Annotated in this window: 20 protein-coding genes; 9 read left to right on the top strand and 11 right to left on the bottom strand. The window is 60.2% G+C overall.

Translation table 11 applies throughout. The features are described 5' to 3' along the window. The 6 genes from I6E74_RS02965 to I6E74_RS02940 are packed head-to-tail and all read right to left on the bottom strand — an operon-like array spanning nt 1 to nt 7,284. The gene (locus I6E74_RS02965; protein ID WP_197122861.1) at nt 1–366 is read right to left on the bottom strand and encodes a hypothetical protein; all 366 of its coding nucleotides are present in this window, start codon (nt 364–366) and stop codon (nt 1–3) included. Then, nucleotides 366–2,246 carry a hypothetical protein gene (locus tag I6E74_RS02960; RefSeq protein ID WP_197122859.1) on the bottom strand — a complete coding sequence of 627 codons (1,881 nt, stop codon included), beginning with the start codon at nt 2,244–2,246 and terminating at the stop codon, nt 366–368. The genes I6E74_RS02965 and I6E74_RS02960 overlap by 1 nt, the downstream gene beginning before the upstream one ends. Then, on the bottom strand, nt 2,230–2,760 hold the full coding sequence (locus tag I6E74_RS02955) for a hypothetical protein (protein WP_197122857.1): 531 nt from the start codon (nt 2,758–2,760) through the stop codon (nt 2,230–2,232). The genes I6E74_RS02960 and I6E74_RS02955 overlap by 17 nt, the downstream gene beginning before the upstream one ends. Then, the gene (locus tag I6E74_RS02950) at nt 2,757–3,314 is read right to left on the bottom strand and encodes a hypothetical protein (RefSeq protein ID WP_197122855.1); all 558 of its coding nucleotides are present in this window, start codon (nt 3,312–3,314) and stop codon (nt 2,757–2,759) included. Before I6E74_RS02950 ends, I6E74_RS02955 begins: the two co-directional genes overlap by 4 nt. Then, the gene (locus I6E74_RS14690) at nt 3,311–4,714 is read right to left on the bottom strand and encodes a polymorphic toxin type 4 domain-containing protein (RefSeq protein ID WP_197122853.1); all 1,404 of its coding nucleotides are present in this window, start codon (nt 4,712–4,714) and stop codon (nt 3,311–3,313) included. Before I6E74_RS14690 ends, I6E74_RS02950 begins: the two co-directional genes overlap by 4 nt. Nucleotides 4,715–4,773: 59 nt before the next feature. Then, entirely contained in the window at nt 4,774–7,284 is a 2,511-nt protein-coding gene (locus I6E74_RS02940; protein ID WP_197122851.1) for a hypothetical protein, read from the bottom strand. Nucleotides 7,285–7,329: 45 nt separating this feature from the next. Between I6E74_RS02940 and I6E74_RS14530 the strand changes: the two genes are divergently transcribed. Further along, the gene (locus I6E74_RS14530) at nt 7,330–7,458 is read left to right on the top strand and encodes a hypothetical protein (RefSeq protein ID WP_255529111.1); all 129 of its coding nucleotides are present in this window, start codon (nt 7,330–7,332) and stop codon (nt 7,456–7,458) included. Between the two features lie 342 nt (nt 7,459–7,800). Here the strand turns inward: I6E74_RS14530 and I6E74_RS02935 are convergent, their stop codons facing one another. The 4 genes from I6E74_RS02935 to I6E74_RS02920 are packed head-to-tail and all read right to left on the bottom strand — an operon-like array spanning nt 7,801 to nt 10,701. After that, nucleotides 7,801–8,067 carry a hypothetical protein gene (locus I6E74_RS02935; RefSeq protein ID WP_197122849.1) on the bottom strand — a complete coding sequence of 89 codons (267 nt, stop codon included), beginning with the start codon at nt 8,065–8,067 and terminating at the stop codon, nt 7,801–7,803. Beyond that, entirely contained in the window at nt 8,064–8,513 is a 450-nt protein-coding gene (locus I6E74_RS02930) for a hypothetical protein (protein ID WP_197122847.1), read from the bottom strand. The genes I6E74_RS02935 and I6E74_RS02930 overlap by 4 nt, the downstream gene beginning before the upstream one ends. Nucleotides 8,514–8,523: 10 nt before the next feature. Beyond that, complete coding sequence (locus tag I6E74_RS02925; protein ID WP_197122845.1) at nt 8,524–9,696, bottom strand: hypothetical protein; 1,173 nt, start codon at nt 9,694–9,696, stop codon at nt 8,524–8,526. A 54-nt stretch (nt 9,697–9,750) separates the two neighbouring features. Further along, nucleotides 9,751–10,701, bottom strand: coding sequence for a hypothetical protein (locus tag I6E74_RS02920; protein ID WP_197122843.1), 951 nt, complete (start codon nt 10,699–10,701; stop codon nt 9,751–9,753). Nucleotides 10,702–10,936: 235 nt separating this feature from the next. Here I6E74_RS02920 and I6E74_RS02915 point away from each other — a divergent pair, with 235 nt between their 5' ends. Then, a complete protein-coding gene (locus I6E74_RS02915) occupies nt 10,937–11,611 on the top strand; it encodes a LuxR C-terminal-related transcriptional regulator (protein ID WP_197122841.1) in 675 nt (224 codons plus the stop codon). A 138-nt stretch (nt 11,612–11,749) separates the two neighbouring features. On the opposite strand, the gene I6E74_RS02910 is transcribed toward I6E74_RS02915, so the two are convergent. Next, a complete protein-coding gene (locus tag I6E74_RS02910; protein ID WP_197122839.1) occupies nt 11,750–12,091 on the bottom strand; it encodes a hypothetical protein in 342 nt (113 codons plus the stop codon). 466 nt (nt 12,092–12,557) lie between these two features. On the opposite strand from I6E74_RS02910, the gene I6E74_RS02905 reads away from it, so the two are divergent. The 7 genes from I6E74_RS02905 to I6E74_RS02880 all read left to right on the top strand — a co-directional run bounded on the left by I6E74_RS02905 (nt 12,558) and on the right by I6E74_RS02880 (nt 18,160). Then, the gene (locus I6E74_RS02905) at nt 12,558–12,968 is read left to right on the top strand and encodes a hypothetical protein (protein WP_197122837.1); all 411 of its coding nucleotides are present in this window, start codon (nt 12,558–12,560) and stop codon (nt 12,966–12,968) included. 39 nt (nt 12,969–13,007) lie between these two features. Next, nucleotides 13,008–14,039, top strand: coding sequence for a formylglycine-generating enzyme family protein (locus tag I6E74_RS02900; RefSeq protein ID WP_231604456.1), 1,032 nt, complete (start codon nt 13,008–13,010; stop codon nt 14,037–14,039). Nucleotides 14,040–14,087: 48 nt separating this feature from the next. Continuing rightward, complete coding sequence (locus I6E74_RS14525) at nt 14,088–14,219, top strand: hypothetical protein (RefSeq protein WP_255529110.1); 132 nt, start codon at nt 14,088–14,090, stop codon at nt 14,217–14,219. Nucleotides 14,220–14,433: 214 nt separating this feature from the next. Continuing rightward, entirely contained in the window at nt 14,434–15,228 is a 795-nt protein-coding gene (locus I6E74_RS02895) for a tryptophan-rich sensory protein (RefSeq protein ID WP_197122835.1), read from the top strand. Next, on the top strand, nt 15,228–16,859 hold the full coding sequence (locus I6E74_RS02890; protein ID WP_197122833.1) for an MFS transporter: 1,632 nt from the start codon (nt 15,228–15,230) through the stop codon (nt 16,857–16,859). Before I6E74_RS02895 ends, I6E74_RS02890 begins: the two co-directional genes overlap by 1 nt. 5 nt (nt 16,860–16,864) lie before the next feature. Then, a complete protein-coding gene (locus I6E74_RS02885) occupies nt 16,865–17,608 on the top strand; it encodes a hypothetical protein (RefSeq protein ID WP_197122831.1) in 744 nt (247 codons plus the stop codon). Between the two features lie 93 nt (nt 17,609–17,701). Next, nucleotides 17,702–18,160, top strand: a complete 459-nt coding sequence (locus tag I6E74_RS02880; RefSeq protein ID WP_197122829.1) for a hypothetical protein — start codon at nt 17,702–17,704, stop codon at nt 18,158–18,160. The last annotated feature ends 111 nt before the right edge of the window (nt 18,161–18,271 follow it).

Raw genomic sequence — 18,271 nt, 5'->3', positions numbered from 1 at the left:
CTATACCGTCCTGAGCTTGGATTGCTTGGCGTCACTCACTGAGAAATTGGTGGCGGGAGGAACGACGACGGGCAGGCCATCGGTGATTCCTGCGGCGGAATCAAACAGCACAGCAAGCCCTCCCACGGTCAGCTTGGTGGCTGCGCTCCCTGCCGCGACTGTCACAACTATCGTGCAAGGCTTTGTCGTGTTTGAGGTCGCTTGGGTGCACCCTGCCACGCTGGCCCCAACGAGGTCTCCCACCAGGAGAGCGGGAGATCCACCGACGATAAGAGACGACGCTAAACCGTTGTTCGCGATACCCACCCCCGGTGTCGGGTGGGAGCACACGAGCAGCGAACTCTTCGTGAGGACCAACTTGCCCATCAGATCACCTCGAACTTCGTTGCGACGTGAGCCTCGATAGTGTCCGCTCGAAAAGTGAGTTTTGCGTCAGTTGCAATCTCTATATTTCCGCTCTCATCGATGGTTATTCGAGCGTTTCCTTGGTCGTGCGTGATCTCAAGTCGGCCCTGCGGCGGATCCGTTGGGCGTTCCCCCAGCGGTGGCATCGAGCTTTCACCGATGGTGATCCGAAAGCCCGCTACGTGGATCGCCCGCGCACCGTCGGCGTCGATGAGGTCATGCGACCCTCGCATTGTGTCTGGCGGATCCGCGACCCGACTCGCATCGTCAGTCGAGTCGATCTCGCTGACTCCGGTAGGCAGGCAAAGCCACCAATCACCGTTGTGGGCTGGAGGCTCATATCCTTCTGGCCACAGACAACCGGCGATTGCCCCCACTTGAGTAAGACCACGGTAGTGCAGGTCGACAACACGAGTGCCTGGGTAGTGCGGCATAACTAGCCCGGCCTTCTTCCAGGCGAACGGGGTCAAGTACGGCCGCGCGAGCAACGGAGTCGCGTCGCGGTGAAGGTGCGCATCGACGATGCGATTGTCTGACACGCTCGGTTCCAGCCCAGCCTCGATGTTGCGCCGTTGTGCGTGATAAGTCCGCCCGTCCGATTCCTCGGTATTGGCAAACTGCTTGGACACAACTCCGACTTCCCACATCCGCAATTCGATAGAGCGCCGCTCAGCCGACATCCTCGAGGCGATCGCACGCGCGGCGCTCGTTTGATCGTGCTGACTCCTCGTCGGTTCCGTCGGATGCGGCGCAACGTGCAACCGTGTAACAAAGCCAGAGTCTGGCCCGAGAGTGTGTTCGACCGAGACGACATCGAACACAGGTTCCGAATCTCCCCCCGGCAAAGAAAAACCAACGGACTCGATAACGGAATCGACACCCCCTCCGCCCGTGAGCTCGTCAATTTCGAAGGACACTACGTCTGCGACATCAATATCCGCACGGCCGAGGAGAACTAGGTCATACTCGAGCGCAGCGGCATCCTGAGCGGCGAATGGGCTCCCTTGGTTTCCTGGCGCACGCTGAGCGAGAACTGGGGAGACCTCGGCGAGACCATTTCCCGGTTCGAGGTGGTGCGCTTCCGCGAAAGGTTCCGCCCAATGCCCGACGTGGAGGATCTCTACAGCGGGATCATCATCCGAGTCCAGCCGGAAGAACACCGGCACCGTGCGGTCGTCTCCATCCGCATGTCCGCGGGAGGCCAAATCGGCGACGGCATTCAAAGCACTGGCATCCACCGCAGGAGCTTGCAGTTGAACGAGCGCCGGAAGGTCTCCGTCGCCGTGCGTAACCACCCTGTCGAGCAACGGTGCCGCTATCGCGTTGATCGCTTCGACTGCCGTCCAGCCGCTACGCAACTCGACGTTGAATGCTCCGGCTCCCGCTAGTCGATGAAAGCCTTCACCGATCCCCCGGAACGTCGTTCGGTCGAGGAAGTCGCCCGCGCTTTTAGAAACATCAAGAATCCTGCCGACAACGACAGTGCGCAGCGTTCCATCGCCACTGTTGAACATCGATTCGATAGCGGCCCCGAATGCCCCTCCCGCCGTATCCGCAACGTCACGCCACCCTAGAGAGATCTCAACGAACATCCGCTCTTCAGAGATGATCCTTCCGAAGACTTCGCGGGAGAGGCCGTCCACGGTCAACTCGAATGTCGCTGCACGCAACGCCGAGGTGCGAGCGACCCTCACCTGAGCGTCATATCCACTTCGTGTCAGCGTTAGCGGTTCAGCTTCAGTGCGATCGGGGCGGCCAGAGAGATCCTTGAAGAACACCGCCCGCCACCCTGCATCAAAACCGATTAGCGACCGATCCGTTCCACTAGCGAAGGCTGTCATAAGGGTCCTTCCGTGCGCCCTCCGACGTGGGAGAGATACTGCCGACAGACACATCACGCACACCGATATTGATCTCGGCTCCGACGTTGGCCGGAGCGACGAGAGAAGCGCTGCGGAGTTCGCAAGCCGCGATGGCAATGTCAAACAGATGCCCTGCGCCCGCGCTCTCAACAACGTGCTGGATACGCCCCATGACGACAGGTCTGGCCCAGAGCACTCCGGTCGCCGACACGACCACAGCTGTGGGGCGTATCCCTTCTGGCATCGATGCGGCTCCCGCATGCAATGCCGAGGCAATGTTGGAACTTCTTAGGGCGCTCGGCACTCGGCGCTCGGCTCCGTCGAACCATGGCGAGTCCAACGGCCGGGCCACAATCCCGGCAACATCATCGGGTGTCGCAACGAGGATGAGGCGAAACGAGCCTGCGTTGACGCGTACGGTAGCGGACAGCGGTAGCGGCCGACGCGCATCGATGGCGAGCCGAGTAAAACCCTCAGGCAGCGTCGCATTCATAGGAACTCCAATGTTGTGCTTGCTGCAGCCGCCCCCGCGTCGACTAGGAGATGCTGCATTCCCGGTCGCGGCACGTGTTGTAAACCGATGGAGACTTCGAGCGCGTCGCGCCGTTGTGCGGAAGCAGTGAACGTCAGGCTCGTTACTTGCATATCGAGCTTCACCGCCATTTTCGTCACGAGGAAGAGCCCGTTGGTTGCACCCCCCGAAAGCATGCCGAATGAGCCACCGCGTCGAGAAAAATCCGCCAGCAGTTCAAGCCTTTGCTTCCACGCAAACCGCAGCTCGCCAATGAGCAAGCCCGACAGCAGCACCTTGTCATCCGAGTTTCCCACTGCGGCGCGAAGACCCGCGCTGCCCACCGGCGGCATCCGGTACGTCTCAGTAAGACTCATCCTCTCGACCGCAAACAGAGGCACCCAGACGACCAGATCCGTGAGAATGGCAGAGGGCGGTACCGGGTGGTCTGCCCAGAAATCCTCCCAATTTTGGTTCAGCACATCGGGGGAAGCGACACCGGAAATGAAATCGTCAATCCGCGTACGGTTGCTCATCGTGCATCTCCATTCGCTGGCCTGAAGTCAATAAGACCAGGGAGGCCGGATCCTTGCGGAGGTTCAAATCCCGCGATTGTGCTTGGCCCAATACCCGGAATCTCTAAAAGTCGATCCAGCGAGGTAATGGGGCGCTCACGGCGAACGAAAGCGACGATACGTTCAGCTAATGCATCCCCAATACCGGGAAGTCGCTTAACCTCCCGCACGTCAAGATCCCACTGGTTAATGTCGACGGGATGGGCAAAGGCTGGATCATAACGCCCAGTGGATGGGTCGAAACGCCCGAAAGACGCGTCAGGACGTGGCGGAAGCTCCACTCCTTCCACTTCAAATCTGCTGTCGGGCCCGACCATGTGGTGGTCATGTGAGGGAGCATCGACTGTAAACCGGCCCTGAGTGTCGACATCGATTCCTACGGTGTATTGCGGTTGCCGTGTGCCATCGGGGAACTCCAATACAACGTGGTACTCGACACGCGCCAAGGCATCACCGACGAATCCTGGCGGAAGCCCTCGGGCTCCTGGTGGATGCGATACCGCGCGCGCTTCGACGAGCAGCCGGCCGCCCATCGCTCTCGCCTGCTCGGCGCTCTGGCGGATAACTCCTTCGACACCGAGATTTTGCAAGATCTGGTTGACTCCACGCGGCGCATACATAATGCCGTCTGCCGCTTCATCTCCGAATCCTGGGCCCCACAGATGCGCTCGCTCATAACCAGGCAAACCAACTCGTCGCGCTGATTCGAGACGATTTTGGTAGTTCGGAGCTTCCGCGCGTGGAACCGATTTGAAAATTTCCCCCTCTACGACGTAAACAGTCGCGCCATTGGCGTCACGTGCGCCATGGATATTCGAGATCCCGTTGGTGCCCGCGGTCTGGCCAGACATGATGACGCCGCCACGGGCCGTAACCGAGGCTGCGAGATCACGCGATCGACGAGCGCTCGCTCTGGCTGCTGGCGAGCCGGCAAGGTTTACGGGGTTACCTTGCGCGACCGCAATCCCCAGTGCATCAGCGATCTCATGTCTGAGGCTAGCCACGAGGGGCCCATTGGTATCAGCCAACGCCTCAGTGACGTGCTGCCGAAGGGTCCGAACATCAGAAAGTGCGGTCGAGAGTGCTTGCATGTCTGCCGCAACGGCTTCGGGTGCACGCCCTCCTCCTTCCCTGCGACGCCGGAGAGCCGCGACGTCGCCAAGAAGCTTCCCCAAGCTTGAGTCAATGATCGACATCGTCCCGTTCATCGTTTCGCGGTAGTCGCGAATCACAGCGCCGATAGCGTTATCTGCGATATCTCCGAGTGCAGCTCGCCCCTCACCCCTCGGCGGAGCAAGCATCCCATCGAGGGCATCAGAGAGCGCTCGCCACTCCGGGCTGCGGTCAATGAGAGAATTCACCAGAGGAGCTGCGCGCCCACGCAATCTAGGAATATCAAGGGGAGCAAAGCGCGGCCTAGTCATCGCGTCCCGCTTTCCTCGGCCGCGAACGCTGTATCCGCCTCGCGCATCGAGTCAATCGCCTCGCGCGAGTCAGGATCTGCGGAGATCATCGAAACATCGATCCCGGAAGTCTCAAGAATTCCTGAAACGTCGACGTCGAGACCGTGTTCAACCGCCGCGCGTTGTCCAACTTCGGCGATTACGGGGGCCAGTACCACGGGCATGAGCTCAGACATGATGACCTGCATCACGACATCGGTTGCTGCTTGACGAATCGCATGTTCGAGAGCCCCTTCTGCGAGATTGCGCAAGACCTTCTGGTACTCGAGCCGAATGGTCTCTCGAGTCCCTCCCCGCACGGCACTTTTCAACGGCACGACTCCCGCACGCACTGCCCTGCCGACGGCTGCAACGTCAAAAATTGAGAAGGCTACGCTGAGCGTCGCCATCATCCATTCGAGCTGCACCTCCTGCCACGACAGAACCGCCTCGGGGTCTTCCAGCGATCGATAGAGCTCTTCGCGGTCGGCAGCATTAAGTACGTCGCGCGCAGCAAAGCCGAGGCTCGCCATTCCCACAATTGCGCCTGCGGCCACCGCTCCGAGAGGGGCACACACCACAGCAAGCACGATGATGAAGCCGGTCTCGAGAATCGTTCCTGCAAGATCGTGCCGCGCTTTCCGCCCCACGGCCAAGTCAACCCCGCGGTTATAGATGTAGCGCGCTCTGCCGATGTGTAGGCGTAATTCAGAATCCGCAAGGCCGTGAATGCCGTGCATCGCGTAGCGAGTACCGAGCTCGCTATAGCCTCCCTGCGCCTCTACATATTGAGACGTCTCCACGGCAAACCACATTCCATCGTCCGCATCGCGAACTTCAGCCGCAATATTCGCGTTCGCGCGAACGAGCCGTCGAAGCAATTCGACGAGGTACGGACGGGCACTGCCATCGCGAAGCACTCGCGCATGCACAGCCACCAGATCATCCACTTGAAAGAAGAGGGGGTCTATTTGATTGAGGAATGCGCGCTGGCGCTGCTTGTGCTCGTCGAGGTCGGCGTGAGTCCACAGCCGATCGCGCCATTGGATCCGACGGCCTTCGGTCTGCTGAACAACGTGCGCACCATCGACCAGCGCGAGTCGCTCTGCTTCGGTTATTGGAGCAAGCACGTAGGGACGCGGCGGCGAATAACCGATCTCGGAGTAGTGGTCTCGTGGCGTTGGAGGCACAGGAGCACTCAGAATGTCCGACGCACTTCCGGTTCTCCCCAGCTGGCCGCTTCGGCGCAGGGCTCGCTGGAGAAGCTCAGTTGCGACGATACGTTCACCAAGGATGCCAAGTGCAGAATCAAAGTGCCGAACGGTGTCATCGAGGCCAGAACCGCTCCGGTTGGCCAAGGTCTCCCTCGTCGACTCGAGTTGCTGCATGAGCACCACTCGGCAGGTTTCAGCGAAGAGATGCGCGCAGCTCGCCTCAAGACTGTCGCTCGCTTCGATTAGAAAGTCGATACCCCAGCTGGTCGCGTACTGCACAGCCCCTCGATCTCCCATCCCTGTATACAGCGAGTGCACAAGCTGGTAGAACGCTTCTACTTCAGCGACCAGATCGGCGAGCGCCTTGAGGTACAACAGCCCTGGGGTCACCTCGACTTCGATATCGATAACGCCGTTATTACCTCCGCCGTTAGGCCGTGCAATGACGGTAGCTGTGCCCGCATTCTGTCTGGCAGCCAGCCCGATACTGTGAGCAATCGCTCCGATCGCACGCGCGGCAGATATCGCGAAATGCCCGGCATAGTTGCACTGGTCAATCTCGAGCGCGCTGGCGATGGCGACAATGCGTTCAGCGAGGCGCGCACTGATTTCCGGCCGCGTCGCTGCTATTTGTTCTAGCGACTTCTCTTCTTCGTAGGGCTCGCATCGCTGGCTCTCCGCGCTACCCCGCCGAGGCCACCGTGTTCTCTCTTCCTCTGGGTTGCTTGCGTCGCCAAGCGGACCACCGCGTCTGCCACCGTCTGTTCCGTCGCCGGTACCCGCAAAGCCGCCGTTGACCTCGTCGCCGTTTGCCGTCTCAGCCGCACCACCAGAGCCTGTCCCTTCGCCTTCGTTCTCGGGAATTTCAGTGTTCCCTACTGCGACGTGGATATAACGGGACGAAAAGATGGCGCCACCAACAAAATTTGACGAACCAGCGGAACTGGTCACACGAACCAATACGCTTCCTTGCGTCCGCTCTGATACCTCTGCGATAAGCAGTCGCCGACGGTCCGCGAAAGCTTCAGCTGTCAGCCGCTCTCGGTCTTCCGCACGGAAACCAACAATGCCTCTCGAGATCGCGGCGTCAACAAGAGCTTCTGCATCGATCGGGCCCCGCGACTCCATAGTCACGGTGTCTCCCGGGCTCCAACTGGCGCGCTTAGAGGAATCGCGAACACTGAGGGAATCTCCCGTCCAATTCAGGTCTAAAAAATCGGTCTGCCCTTCCCAGAACTGCTCGATTCCCGTCGTGCCGCAATACCATGTCAGCATCAATACGATTCCATTCGGGGTAACCACGCCACCGTAGTAACCCGGGTGCGTAACCCCGTCCGCCACTCTTTGACGCAGAGCCTGACGGACTTCTGCCCGAGTTGGAAAATCGCTCGTGCTCCGCTCGACCGCTTCTACCTCGCCGTCTTCACCGTCGTCGTAGAACGGGATTAGATAGGAGCTTCCATCGTTCTGGACTCTGTCTTCACGGCGCTTTTCGCGCACAGGCCCACTACCGCCCTGTGTCGAGGACACGATCTCGAGCTTTGCCGCGACTGAGTGGGCAATATCACCGTGCCGAGCAAGCCCGCTGCGAACAGCAGATTCCACTGGGGCTTCCGGCCTCGCCGAAAAGGCCGGCCTGAAAATCACGCGATCTCTCGCACCACCTCGCTTCTGCAACTGCCGAAGTGCAGTCGTGGCAGCCTTCGCTATACCGTCCTCGATTGCCGCAACCTGTTCATCGTCAGGATGCGCCGGGATACGGAGCAGAATGGGCATGCGGGCGAGCATTTTTCAGCGAACCTCCGCATCGAGGGCATCTCGCAGTTCGCCGAGCACCAGATCCGCAATCGCCCGACGATCTGCATCGCTAACGGGCATCGAGATAATTATCTCGATCGGTACTTCTACGACGATGCCGGGCTCTGCAGCGGAGAGCTTTGCTGCGGCACCTTCAGCGGGCAGCACCCACTCCCCCTCGTGCACGACAGCGAGTCCGGTGGAATCGACATATAGCGCCGGCCTGCTCTCACCAACATCGCCGTTCAGAATATTGATCACGGCTCAAACACCGGCAGCGACACGGCATCCGACTCTCCGACTAGCGTTGCACCGGCCTTACGCGCCACACCCGAGAAGGTTGCGTTGGGCGCTCCGTTCGTTGTCGCGTTCGACGGATTTGCCGAAGTAATGATGCACTTTTCCAGCAAAATTTGCTCGAAGTCCCATTCATCAGGAGAAGAATCTGCTTGACGGTAAAGCCCGACCGAGAACTCCGTGCCTGTCATCGCTAGGTTCATCAGATGCGCCGCACCTCCACCAATCGCTTTGACCGATACGGAGAAAGTGAACGACTCTGGGTTCGCGACGTAGCCGACATGCGTGGCTTCGAGGCTATGTATCGTCTCGGTGTTCAGCGAGAACGACGGTGTAAAAGTATCTACCGGCGTGATCATTGTGGTGCCGACGAATACGGCAAGACGAGTGTTCTTCCAAGTGGATTCCATGATGACCTCCTCAGGCCTTGAGTGCGAGCTGGACGTCGAGCGTGTGGATGGAGCCGGCGTAGGTCACTGACAACAAGACCTCCACGGTTCGATTAAGACGGGTGTCGGTGAGTACCGTCGCTTCTCCAGGGGAACGATCTGCTTCTTCTTTGGCGAGTGTGGGGACTATCGGAATGTAGATCGAGTAGTCGTCGATAACTCGGCCTGACTTGAGCGGCGCAAGGATGCCGTCCAGCCGACTCGTGAGCGTCTGAATACCAAGGCGGTCGATGCGGACATTGCCGATCGCGCCGATTAGCCCCGCTTTGAGTCGGTACTCGATGTCGTCGAGAACCCGCACGATGTCGATATAGAGCTGCTCCGTGTTGGAGGTGTACGCTCGCCCCGCTCCGAGATAGAGGCCATCCCCGACGATGAGTTCCGGGTCGATGATCGGCACAATGAATCCTTCCGATAACTGCGAGATATCAGAAGCGGAGAATTGGTCTTGAAGCGCAATATCGAGCCCGCGCACTTGCTTCATGAGGATGCTGATGTGAGGGGCGTACCCCGCCACCGTGCCACAGGCTGCGGCGGCCGCGTCACCGTGCACTCCGTCCGCATCTGTTCCTGTGCGCGCAGCTACGAGCAACATGCGAGACGAATCCGACTTGATCGAGCCGTACTCCGCTTCGACCCCCGCGGCGTAGTTATCAGCGCCTGAGGTATCGAGCTCGGGGTCAACGGCAGCAACAGCGATCCGTCGTTTTCCTGAGTTGCTTACGTTCTCGACGTGATCAGCTAGAGCTCCCAACGCATCGACGTCGTACTCTCCCGCGAGAAGCACGAATTGCACGTCGGCTGCTTCAAGTGCAACGAGGGCGGATGAGTAATCGGGGGTGCCTCCGGAATCATCGGTCGGAACTGCGTAAACACGACTGGGCGCCGGATCCTGACGCAGAAGCGTCGCAACCGACTTATACAAACGCCCAGACGCCGCAATCGCGCCCGCAGGATTCGTAGTTGCAAAAGCAACTCGAGCATCCTGTTCAGATGTCACCAGAAGTGGCAGGTTGGGCGTCGCCGATCCAGCGCCGCCGGTGCTGCCGACGATACCGATATTGCCGACTGCCCGCGTGGCCCGCGGTTGGAGCCCACGGGTATCGATCGTTACCTTGATATAGGGGTAGGCCGCCAGGACCATGTGACTTCTCCTTTGATGTCTTCTTCGTTGGTTGCGCTTTTCGGGGGTGACTGGTTAGACGGGTACGAAAGCCACGCCTGCGGATGCCAGACGGTCGTTGAGCGCCTCTAGTCGGGCAGTTCTCCGCCCAGCCGCACTCGTCGGGTTCGCCCCGGCGAGAATCGGCAAATCAGCGTCATCAAGAGCGCCGCTTTCGAATACCACTGCAACAGGAACGGGTCCGCGCAATACTGCGCCCGCGACAGGTTCCGACTGGCTGGCACTAGCGGCGAGCGCGCCGCGACAGCGGCGAATCGTATCGATGGTGCTCCGCAAATCTTCGAAGGGCGAAGGAACAACGAGCACACTCAGATCTAAGGTGAAGTCAATCGACCTCGGCGCGGCATCCGGCTCCACAACAAGATCGATAGCTGCCGCGAGAGTGGCTCGCGGAGAACTGTAGCGCTCGACCACTTCAGTTAGGTCACGCCCAGATTGTTCCCTCCAAAAGTGTTCGGCGTCCCAGTCTTCGGGGCGTTCGAAACGGTCGAGAAGCACAGACACGAGCGCCACACGGCGACGTTCTTCAAGGGCACCCGGGTCGGTCGGCAGCGCGCCATCATCTGCCATGATTCTTGAATCGACCGCTCCCATAGTGAGATCTGCGGACAAGTTGGTCGTGCGCACATCCGTGACCGCGGTTGTTGCTGTTCGAGCGGAAGCGGAGATCACCACTCTCAGTTCTGAATCGAATGCTGGCGCCGACTCGTCGCGCAGTATCCGCAGTTGACCCTCCCACGACCCACCCTGGCCCGGGACCGTCACCGAGAATTGACCCTGCGCACCCAATGGCGTCGCCCCCAGAACGCTTGCTCGTTTCACACGCACGAGATCCACGGATGAGACGGCTACACTCCTCAGCGAGTATGCCGCGTGCAAGATTGATCGTGCCCGCTCCGCCGTGAACAGGCTTTCGGCGCTTGCGGGAGAGGCGAGCGCAAGCACTTGTTTTCCGTAGAAGTCCACGCGTTCATTGTGAGCGTGACCGTTCGCGCGGGTCTATGACAAACCCTGTCAACCAGCCGCCATGTGGTGACTCGTAGGCGCCAAAATTGACATCCTCAGAGACATGACCGCGATGAAGGCCCCCAACAGATTAGAGTTCAGTCCTTACATCGGAATACCGACACGAGCTAAACTCGCACCGTGGGGGAAGTCCACAAGACGAGGGACGCCACCGAAATCAGGGGGAGTTGGGCTCATGCGGACTGTTGTTGGCGTGATTGACCCGCTGACAATGGTGCGGCGAGAGCTCGAAGTTTCGCTGGAGGCGGAAGGCTTCGATGTGATCGACAGCCCGCCTGACCCTGCTTCATTTCTCCGCGGCAGTAGCGACCGAGCGCTCGTAGTCTCCCTGACCGGCACCTTCGGTTTGTCTGATCTTGACCGAGTCCGGCGCGGTAACCTCGCAGCTCCGATCGTGGTGCTCGTCGACTCTGCATCCGTCGATATATTCGCCGAGCTACTGCGACGCGGTCGGGTCTACCCTGTAAGGCGCATGTCGAGCGCTGCCGCGATCACTCGGTGCGTGACCGCCTCACTTGAGGACATGTGCCTACTTCCGACCGCAATCGCTCGTGACCTCGCCCGCAATGGCCCCGACTTGGAAGAATACGGAATCACGGCCGAGGAACTCTCTTGGCTTCGACGGCTCGCCGGAGGAGATAGCGTACAGTCGCTCGCCTCGGATATCTGTCTATCAGAGCGCTCTGCCTACCGCCGACTTGGGTCGATTTATGCCAAGCTCGGCGTGCGCACGCGCACGCAAGCAATCACGCATCTCGCGAGGTTCGGGTTGCTCACTAGCTTGGGGCAGCACAGCTACAGCACAGTTCATTCTTCGAAGCCGTCGTCTAATCGAATCTCCAGCGAGTAAGAGTCACGCCCAGAGCAGGCCGCTTCGGCAGCAGCAGCAATTGATTTCAGACGTCAAGGCAAAATCAACGTCGCGGACATCCAATTGATGGCTGGCTGTTCGCTACTAGTCGGTCACTAGGCGTGGTGATTAGATCCGCTACTTCCTCGGAGAGGTAAGCCCCGCTACGCATTGCGGCGCATCCACCGTCTGGCGGAAGAGAATCGTGTTGTCTTGCGTGAGGCTTGTTCCCCCGATGAGTTCTGCTGAGGAATCCCAGGAGACCTCGTTATAGCCATCCTTGGGGCTGACCTCGGCTGCGCTGAATACACCCGCGGAGTTCCAGGAGCGGGAATCGAAGTCAGTCGCGAACCAGTCGTCTGCGACATCCGTCACTTGGGCAATCAGACCACCATCGCCCATCTGCTGATTAGCGAGACCGATGTACTCAATACCGGAGTCGGTCTCCTTGAAGTCTTTCGCCTCAATCACGATCGTCAACGAATAGCTCGCCGTGAAGGTGAACGTCTCCTTGTTGAAAGAACGCTCAGTGGTAATCGGAACCGAGTCTTCGCCAACGAGCTCACATTCACATACATCTCAAACCAGTTATCGGCCCAGACATCGGCAGTGAACTCCTGCAGTTCGCCAGATGACTCCGCCGTTTCGGCCGGCGCCGCCGATTCGACCGTGGTTGTGGCGGTGTCCGATACCGAGCTGCCGGAACACGAGGCCAATGCCAGAACACTGACCGCGACGGTAGCGGCGAAGGTGAGCGAGCGAGCAGTGTGGCGCATGATGACATCCAAACCTCGAAGGGCGAGTCTTCGACGCTATGAGGCATGTCTATGGGGCATGTCTATGGGCTGGCTGAACGCATCAACGCACCATCAGTAGATTGTCTACCCCTCGACTTGGGGCGACGCCGGAGATAGCACCCGCGGTTGGCACATGGAAAGATTCGAACGTGACAGACACGACTCCCGAACCGACGTCGGAAATAGCGGCGGATGACGAGGGCTCATTCCCTTGGTTGCGCGTCGCTATCGCCACTCAAGTAGTCGCAATCGTGTGGGGGTTCTTCCCTCTCAACGATCCGGAAGCCGGATTGATCACCTCCGGCGTGATCGGGCTTTTACTGCTTATTCAAGTGGGCCGCGGGAACGAATGGGCCCGCAAGGGTTTTCTGGCTATCAACATATGGGCGCTCGCACTTCGGGGGCTTGTCGCCTTCGCAGCGCAGTACTTTCCGAAGGCGGAATACGAGATCAACTGGGTGAATATGATTCTGAGCGTCGTTGCGGTCTACGCGATTCTCAAGCTTCCGCGGCGAACCCCGGCGGCTCGCCCAGCGGCTCCCGCTCCCGCCCCGGAATAAATCGCAGGCTACGAAACCCCACGGGCGTAGGCTGGAACGATGGATGACGCTTCAAACTCAGGCTGCGGAGACAGCTGCACCTGCACTCCCCAGCGTAGTTCCGCAGCACCTCTCGGTATGCCGCTGGCAGCACGGCCCGCGTCATCCTCAGCAGTAACCGCCGACCCGCCCGCCGCATCCGCGCCACTGACTTCCGAAGCCGGCGACCGCCTCATCAAGCAGGCCGCAATACCCGCCGGCACCTTCGTGATGGGCGACTCCTCGGGCGACCGCAACGCCGCCGATGGCGAACTGCCGCAGCATCCGGTCACCCTGAGTGCTTTCTCAATCGATGTCACGAGCGTCACCAACGACGACTTCGCACGATTCGTAGAGGCCACGGGCTACCTCACCGAAGCCGAAACTTTTGGCAATTCAGCGGTTTTTCATCTCGCTGTCGACGCCCCTGAGGAAGACATTATGGGGCGGGCCGCCGGAGCTCCGTGGTGGTTCGGCGTGACGGGTGCCGACTGGAAGCACCCTGGCGGGCGCAATTCTTCCCTCGAAGGTTTGGGCGATCATCCGGCCGTGCACATCAGCTTCAACGACGCCGAAGCGTATTGCGCGTGGGCCGGACGCCGCCTCCCCACCGAAGCCGAGTGGGAGTACGCCTCTCGCGGAGGTCTCGACCAAACCAAGTACCCCTGGGGCGACGACGAAATGGATGCCGGAGGCTGGCGCACCAACATCTTCCAGGGCGATTTTCCCCGCACTAACACTCTCGATGATGGTTACCTCACGACTGCCCCAGTGCGCACCTTCGAGCCCAACGGCTACGGACTCTTCCAAACTGTAGGCAACGTGTGGGAGTGGTGCTCCGACTGGTACGACGCGAACTATTACGCGACGCTGCCCGTCGATGCGCCCACCGCGAACCCCAGCGGCCCGAGCGAGGGAACCGTGCGCGTGCTTCGCGGCGGCAGCTACCTCTGCCACATCTCGTATTGCAACCGCTACCGCAACTCGGCTCGCTCGCAGAACACGCCTGACTCATCGATGGGCAACGCGGGGTTCCGCACGGTGTCGCTCTAGCTCGCTATCGCTTTACCGCCGAGCCATCCGCTCCGATATCCTTAGAGCATGACTTTTATCTCCACCATCACCGTTCTGGGTAAGGCAGTGCTCATTGTGACGGGCGTAATTGTTGCCCTGACCGGTGTCCTTCTGCTCGTGAACCTTGCTGTGCCTAGCCTGCTCGCCGGCTTCAACTAAAACGCACCACTACCGCGCACCAAGCGCGATTGTGGAACGTCCGATGTCCGACGTGCGCACGCGCCACTTTCGCACGCGCGATTGCTGTGCGCACCCTGCATGACTTGCCATCTTCATCGCGCACCGGCACCTGAGTGACACCCACATTTCAGCGATTCTTCGGTTGACTCCGCCTCAGGAGTTCTAGGCTTAGAGCCAACTGAAGGAGAACGTCATGCGCGAATCCAGAGATGTAGTCCGGCAAATTACGGTGGCGGCGAGCGCGACCTTTGCCCTTATCGGAGCGTTTGTTGGCTCCGGAGCATATGGTGGAACTCCCGTACAGGAAGTCGCGGGTGGAGCACTCAGTGCTGATGCGACGGTAATTGCGCCCGCCGGCTCCGCTTTCACGATCTGGAGCGTCATCTACTTTGGGCTCGTAGCCTATGCAGTGTGGCAGATGCTCCCCAAGCAGACCAGCACCGAACTTCACCGCCGCGTTGGCTACTGGGTGGCCGCATCCCTCGTACTCAATGCCGCGTGGATTCTGTCGATCCAGTTCGACATGCTCGCGCTCAGCGTTCCCGTGATCATTCTGCTGCTGATCGTGCTGATTCGCGCCTACCTGATCACCGTGAAGCTACCGGCGGCAGGCGCAGTGGATGCGATCATCACCGATGGCACCGTCGGTCTTTACCTAGGTTGGGTGTGCGTCGCGACAGCAGCCAACATTGCCGCGTGGCTCAACGCGATCGGCTTCGATGGCTTTGGCATCTCCCAAGACGTCTGGGGCGTTGCCGTTGTCTTCGTGGCTGGCGCCGTCGGAATCGCGCTCGCCGCTCGCGGTCGCGCGCACTTCGCCCCGTCACTCTCGCTCAGCTGGGGTCTCGCGTGGGTTGCCGTGGCACGTCTCACCGGCGACCTGATCTCACAGCCCACCGCTATTGCCGCGATAGTGGCTGTTGCGGCAATTCTCGTGAGTTCCGCAGTGTTCGCGATTACACGACTTCGCGCTGAACAGAACATCTAGTGAACGACGTTCGCGCCTCCCGCAAGCGCTGGCTAGGGCTTCTTTTCATCAGCATTGCGGTGGCGTTGATCATCGTGGACTCCACGATCGTCAACGTGGCGATCCCCTCGGTTGTCGAAGATCTCGACCTCAACTCCACGCAGGTGCAGTGGGTGCAAGAGAGCTACACGCTCGTCTTTGCTGCCCTACTGCTCGTGTTCGGCACGCTCGCTGATCGCTACGGTCGCCGCCGCGTTCTTCTCATCGGCGTCGTCATCTTCGCGCTCTCGTCGATCTTGGCGGCGACGGCGACGACCGGCGAGTACTTGATTGCCTCCCGCCTCGTGCAGGGCATCGGCGGGGCGATGATCCTCCCCTCGTCGCTGTCGATCATCAACGCCACCTTCCGCGGTCGGGAACGTGCCATCGCCTTTGCCGTCTGGGGTTCCACGATCGGCGGAATGGCCGCTGTTGGCCCGCTCCTCGGCGGCTGGCTCACGACCTATTACTCGTGGCGCTGGGCCTTCGGCATCAACGTGCCCCTCGGCATCATCATCGTCATCGGCGTTCTGATCTATGCGACCGAATCGAAAGAGCCGTCTGCCCAGCGACGAGTGGATGTCGTGGGCGCGCTTCTCTCCGTCGTGCTGTTCGCGTCGCTCGTCTTCGCTCTCATTGAGGGCCGCAGCTACGGCTGGTTCTTCAGCGACACCCCTCCCGATTTCTGGACGTTGGATGTCTCCCCCATCCCGTTCGCTTTCGCGCTCGCTCTCGTGAGCGGCGTCGTGTTTGTGCGCTGGGGTTTCGCTCGCGAACGTGCCGGCAAGTCCACGATGCTCGCGTTCGGGCTGCTGAAGATCCCGTCATTCCGCAACGGAAACATTGCCGCGATGATCGTCGCGCTCGGCGAGTTCGGCATCATCCTCTCGCTGCCGCTGTGGTTGCAAAACGTGCTCGGTTACGACGCCCTCCAGACGGGCCTCGTCATCCTCGCTCTGGCCATTGGATCGTTCGTCGCGAGCGGTTTCGCAGGCGCGTTCGGCAACAAGGTCACGCCCGTCACGATCGTGCGCGTGGGCATCGGCGCCGAGATTGTGGGCGTGCTGATTGTTGCTTTCGCGCTGAGTCCCGACGCCGTGTGGTGGCACATCGCCCCCGGCCTGTTCATCTACGGTTTCGGCGTCGGTCTCGCCACAGCCCAGCTCACGAGCGTTGTGCTCAAAGACGTGCCGCTCAGCCAGTCCGGTCAGGGTTCGGGAACCCAAAGCACCGCCCGCCAGATCGGTTCCGCGCTGGGCATCGCGATTCTCGGCACCGTGCTCTTCTCGAGCCTCGGCACGGGGCTCGACGCCAAGCTCGCCGACCGCGCCGACATCCCCGCCGAAGCCCGCACTCAGATTGTTGATCTCGTCGTCGACTCCGCGGGCACCGGCATCAGCGCGCTCGATGCTCAGTCTCCGGATGCCGCAGCCGACGCCCGTCAAGCCTTCACCGACTCGACAAGGTATTCCGCATTCGCGGCTGCCGGCTTCCTGGCGTTCGGGTTCCTCGCGAGCCTCCGCCTCGACAGCGGACGTCGCGGCGACGACGATGCTGAGGGCGACGGCGAGGCCCGAGCCGAGACGTCGCCCGAAAAGTCCGGCGAGGCCTAACCTGCGTGACGCTGACGCAACCCCGGCAGCAGATGGTCGTCGGTGTTGACGTCAACGAAGGCGATGTGTCAGAAAATGGCGACATCAAGTTGGACAGTGTGCGCAATACGATTCTGACGATGGGCCAGATTGATTCGCGGGGTGGCGCAGATGAAGCCGTGATTCGAGTGGCGCACACAACATCTGTCCCGCCAGCATTCACATTGGTGATCCCCAGCACCCAAGAATGGAACCCTCTGGGAAGCTTAATCCCCAACGATGCCATGGGTAACCTCAACATCATGACTGGCCAAAGCCGCTTATTGGACGCATCCTATAAGGCTCTCACCGCCAGCATCGACGCGTACTACTTGGAGAACCCGGATGCTCCTCGCCCCCCAGCGGTGATGGTGGCGGGATTTAGCCAAGGCGGCATCACTGCGGGTGCTTTTGCCGAGCTCTACGGCGAAGATTTGAACGTGAAGCAGGTCCTGACCGTCGGAGCAGAAATCGGCCGATTCGATATCGATTCAGATGTCAATGTGGTGGCGTACGAGGCAACGGGCGATCTGGTTCCTAAACTTGGCGGAGCTCGAAACCCGGCAGAGTGGGAGACCATCGAGGCCGACAACGGCGGCGGGACGATTACCTCGCACAAGGCTGTTCTCTATGCTGGCATGGCCGACGATCTGCCCCCGAAGAGTAGCGCATCGTTTGACCAGTTCTTTGATTCCAATAGCGTCATTGAGGATTACCATGCGAGAAAATAAGGATACGCACGAGATGGTCTCTGGATGTTGAAACGCTATTTCGCGGCAACCGTCGTGCTCATACTCGGAACAGCGTCATTAGGAGGCTGCACAGTGACTCCACCGAAACTAGGCCAGTCCGCCGAACAACTCAGCAACATCACCGATCTCCCCGACGGCGTAGTAGATGCTTCCGCAACATATTCTTCTTCGCTCAGCGGTTTCACCCGCAGCTACTTCCTTGAGGTGCAAATTGAGATTGCCGATGATGTTGTCGTGGCAGATGCCGCAGACGAGGCTGTGCTGCAATGGGCCTGGCAGTTGGGGTGGTCAGTCAACGACCACGACCCAACCGGAGTCTATGTTCGCCTAGTTTCTGCGTCCGGAGCGCCGGTTGAATGGGACTACGAGGGCGCATATGAAGCTGTGGGATTGGACCGAAAGCTTACGACCATCCCCAATGGAGACTCTCCCTGGATAGGCGCAAGTGCACGCGATCTGGAATCGCTGTATGGAGCATGGCCGGGCTCCGTTCCCGTTCCCCCTGCGTCCCTCTTCACCCCGGCATCCTAGCCGTGTGAGCGTGCACTGAAATTTCGGTACCGCTGCTCTGCCTCAGCACAATGGCACTAAGCAGTTGCGACGTGCCCGAAACGCCGTCAGGAATGTTTACTCCGGCACTCT

Source organism: Salinibacterium sp. SWN139 (genome assembly GCF_015864625.1).
In the GTDB taxonomy this organism is placed as follows: Bacteria; Actinomycetota; Actinomycetes; order Actinomycetales; family Microbacteriaceae; genus Rhodoglobus.
This window is presented reverse-complemented; position numbering and strand designations above follow the sequence as displayed.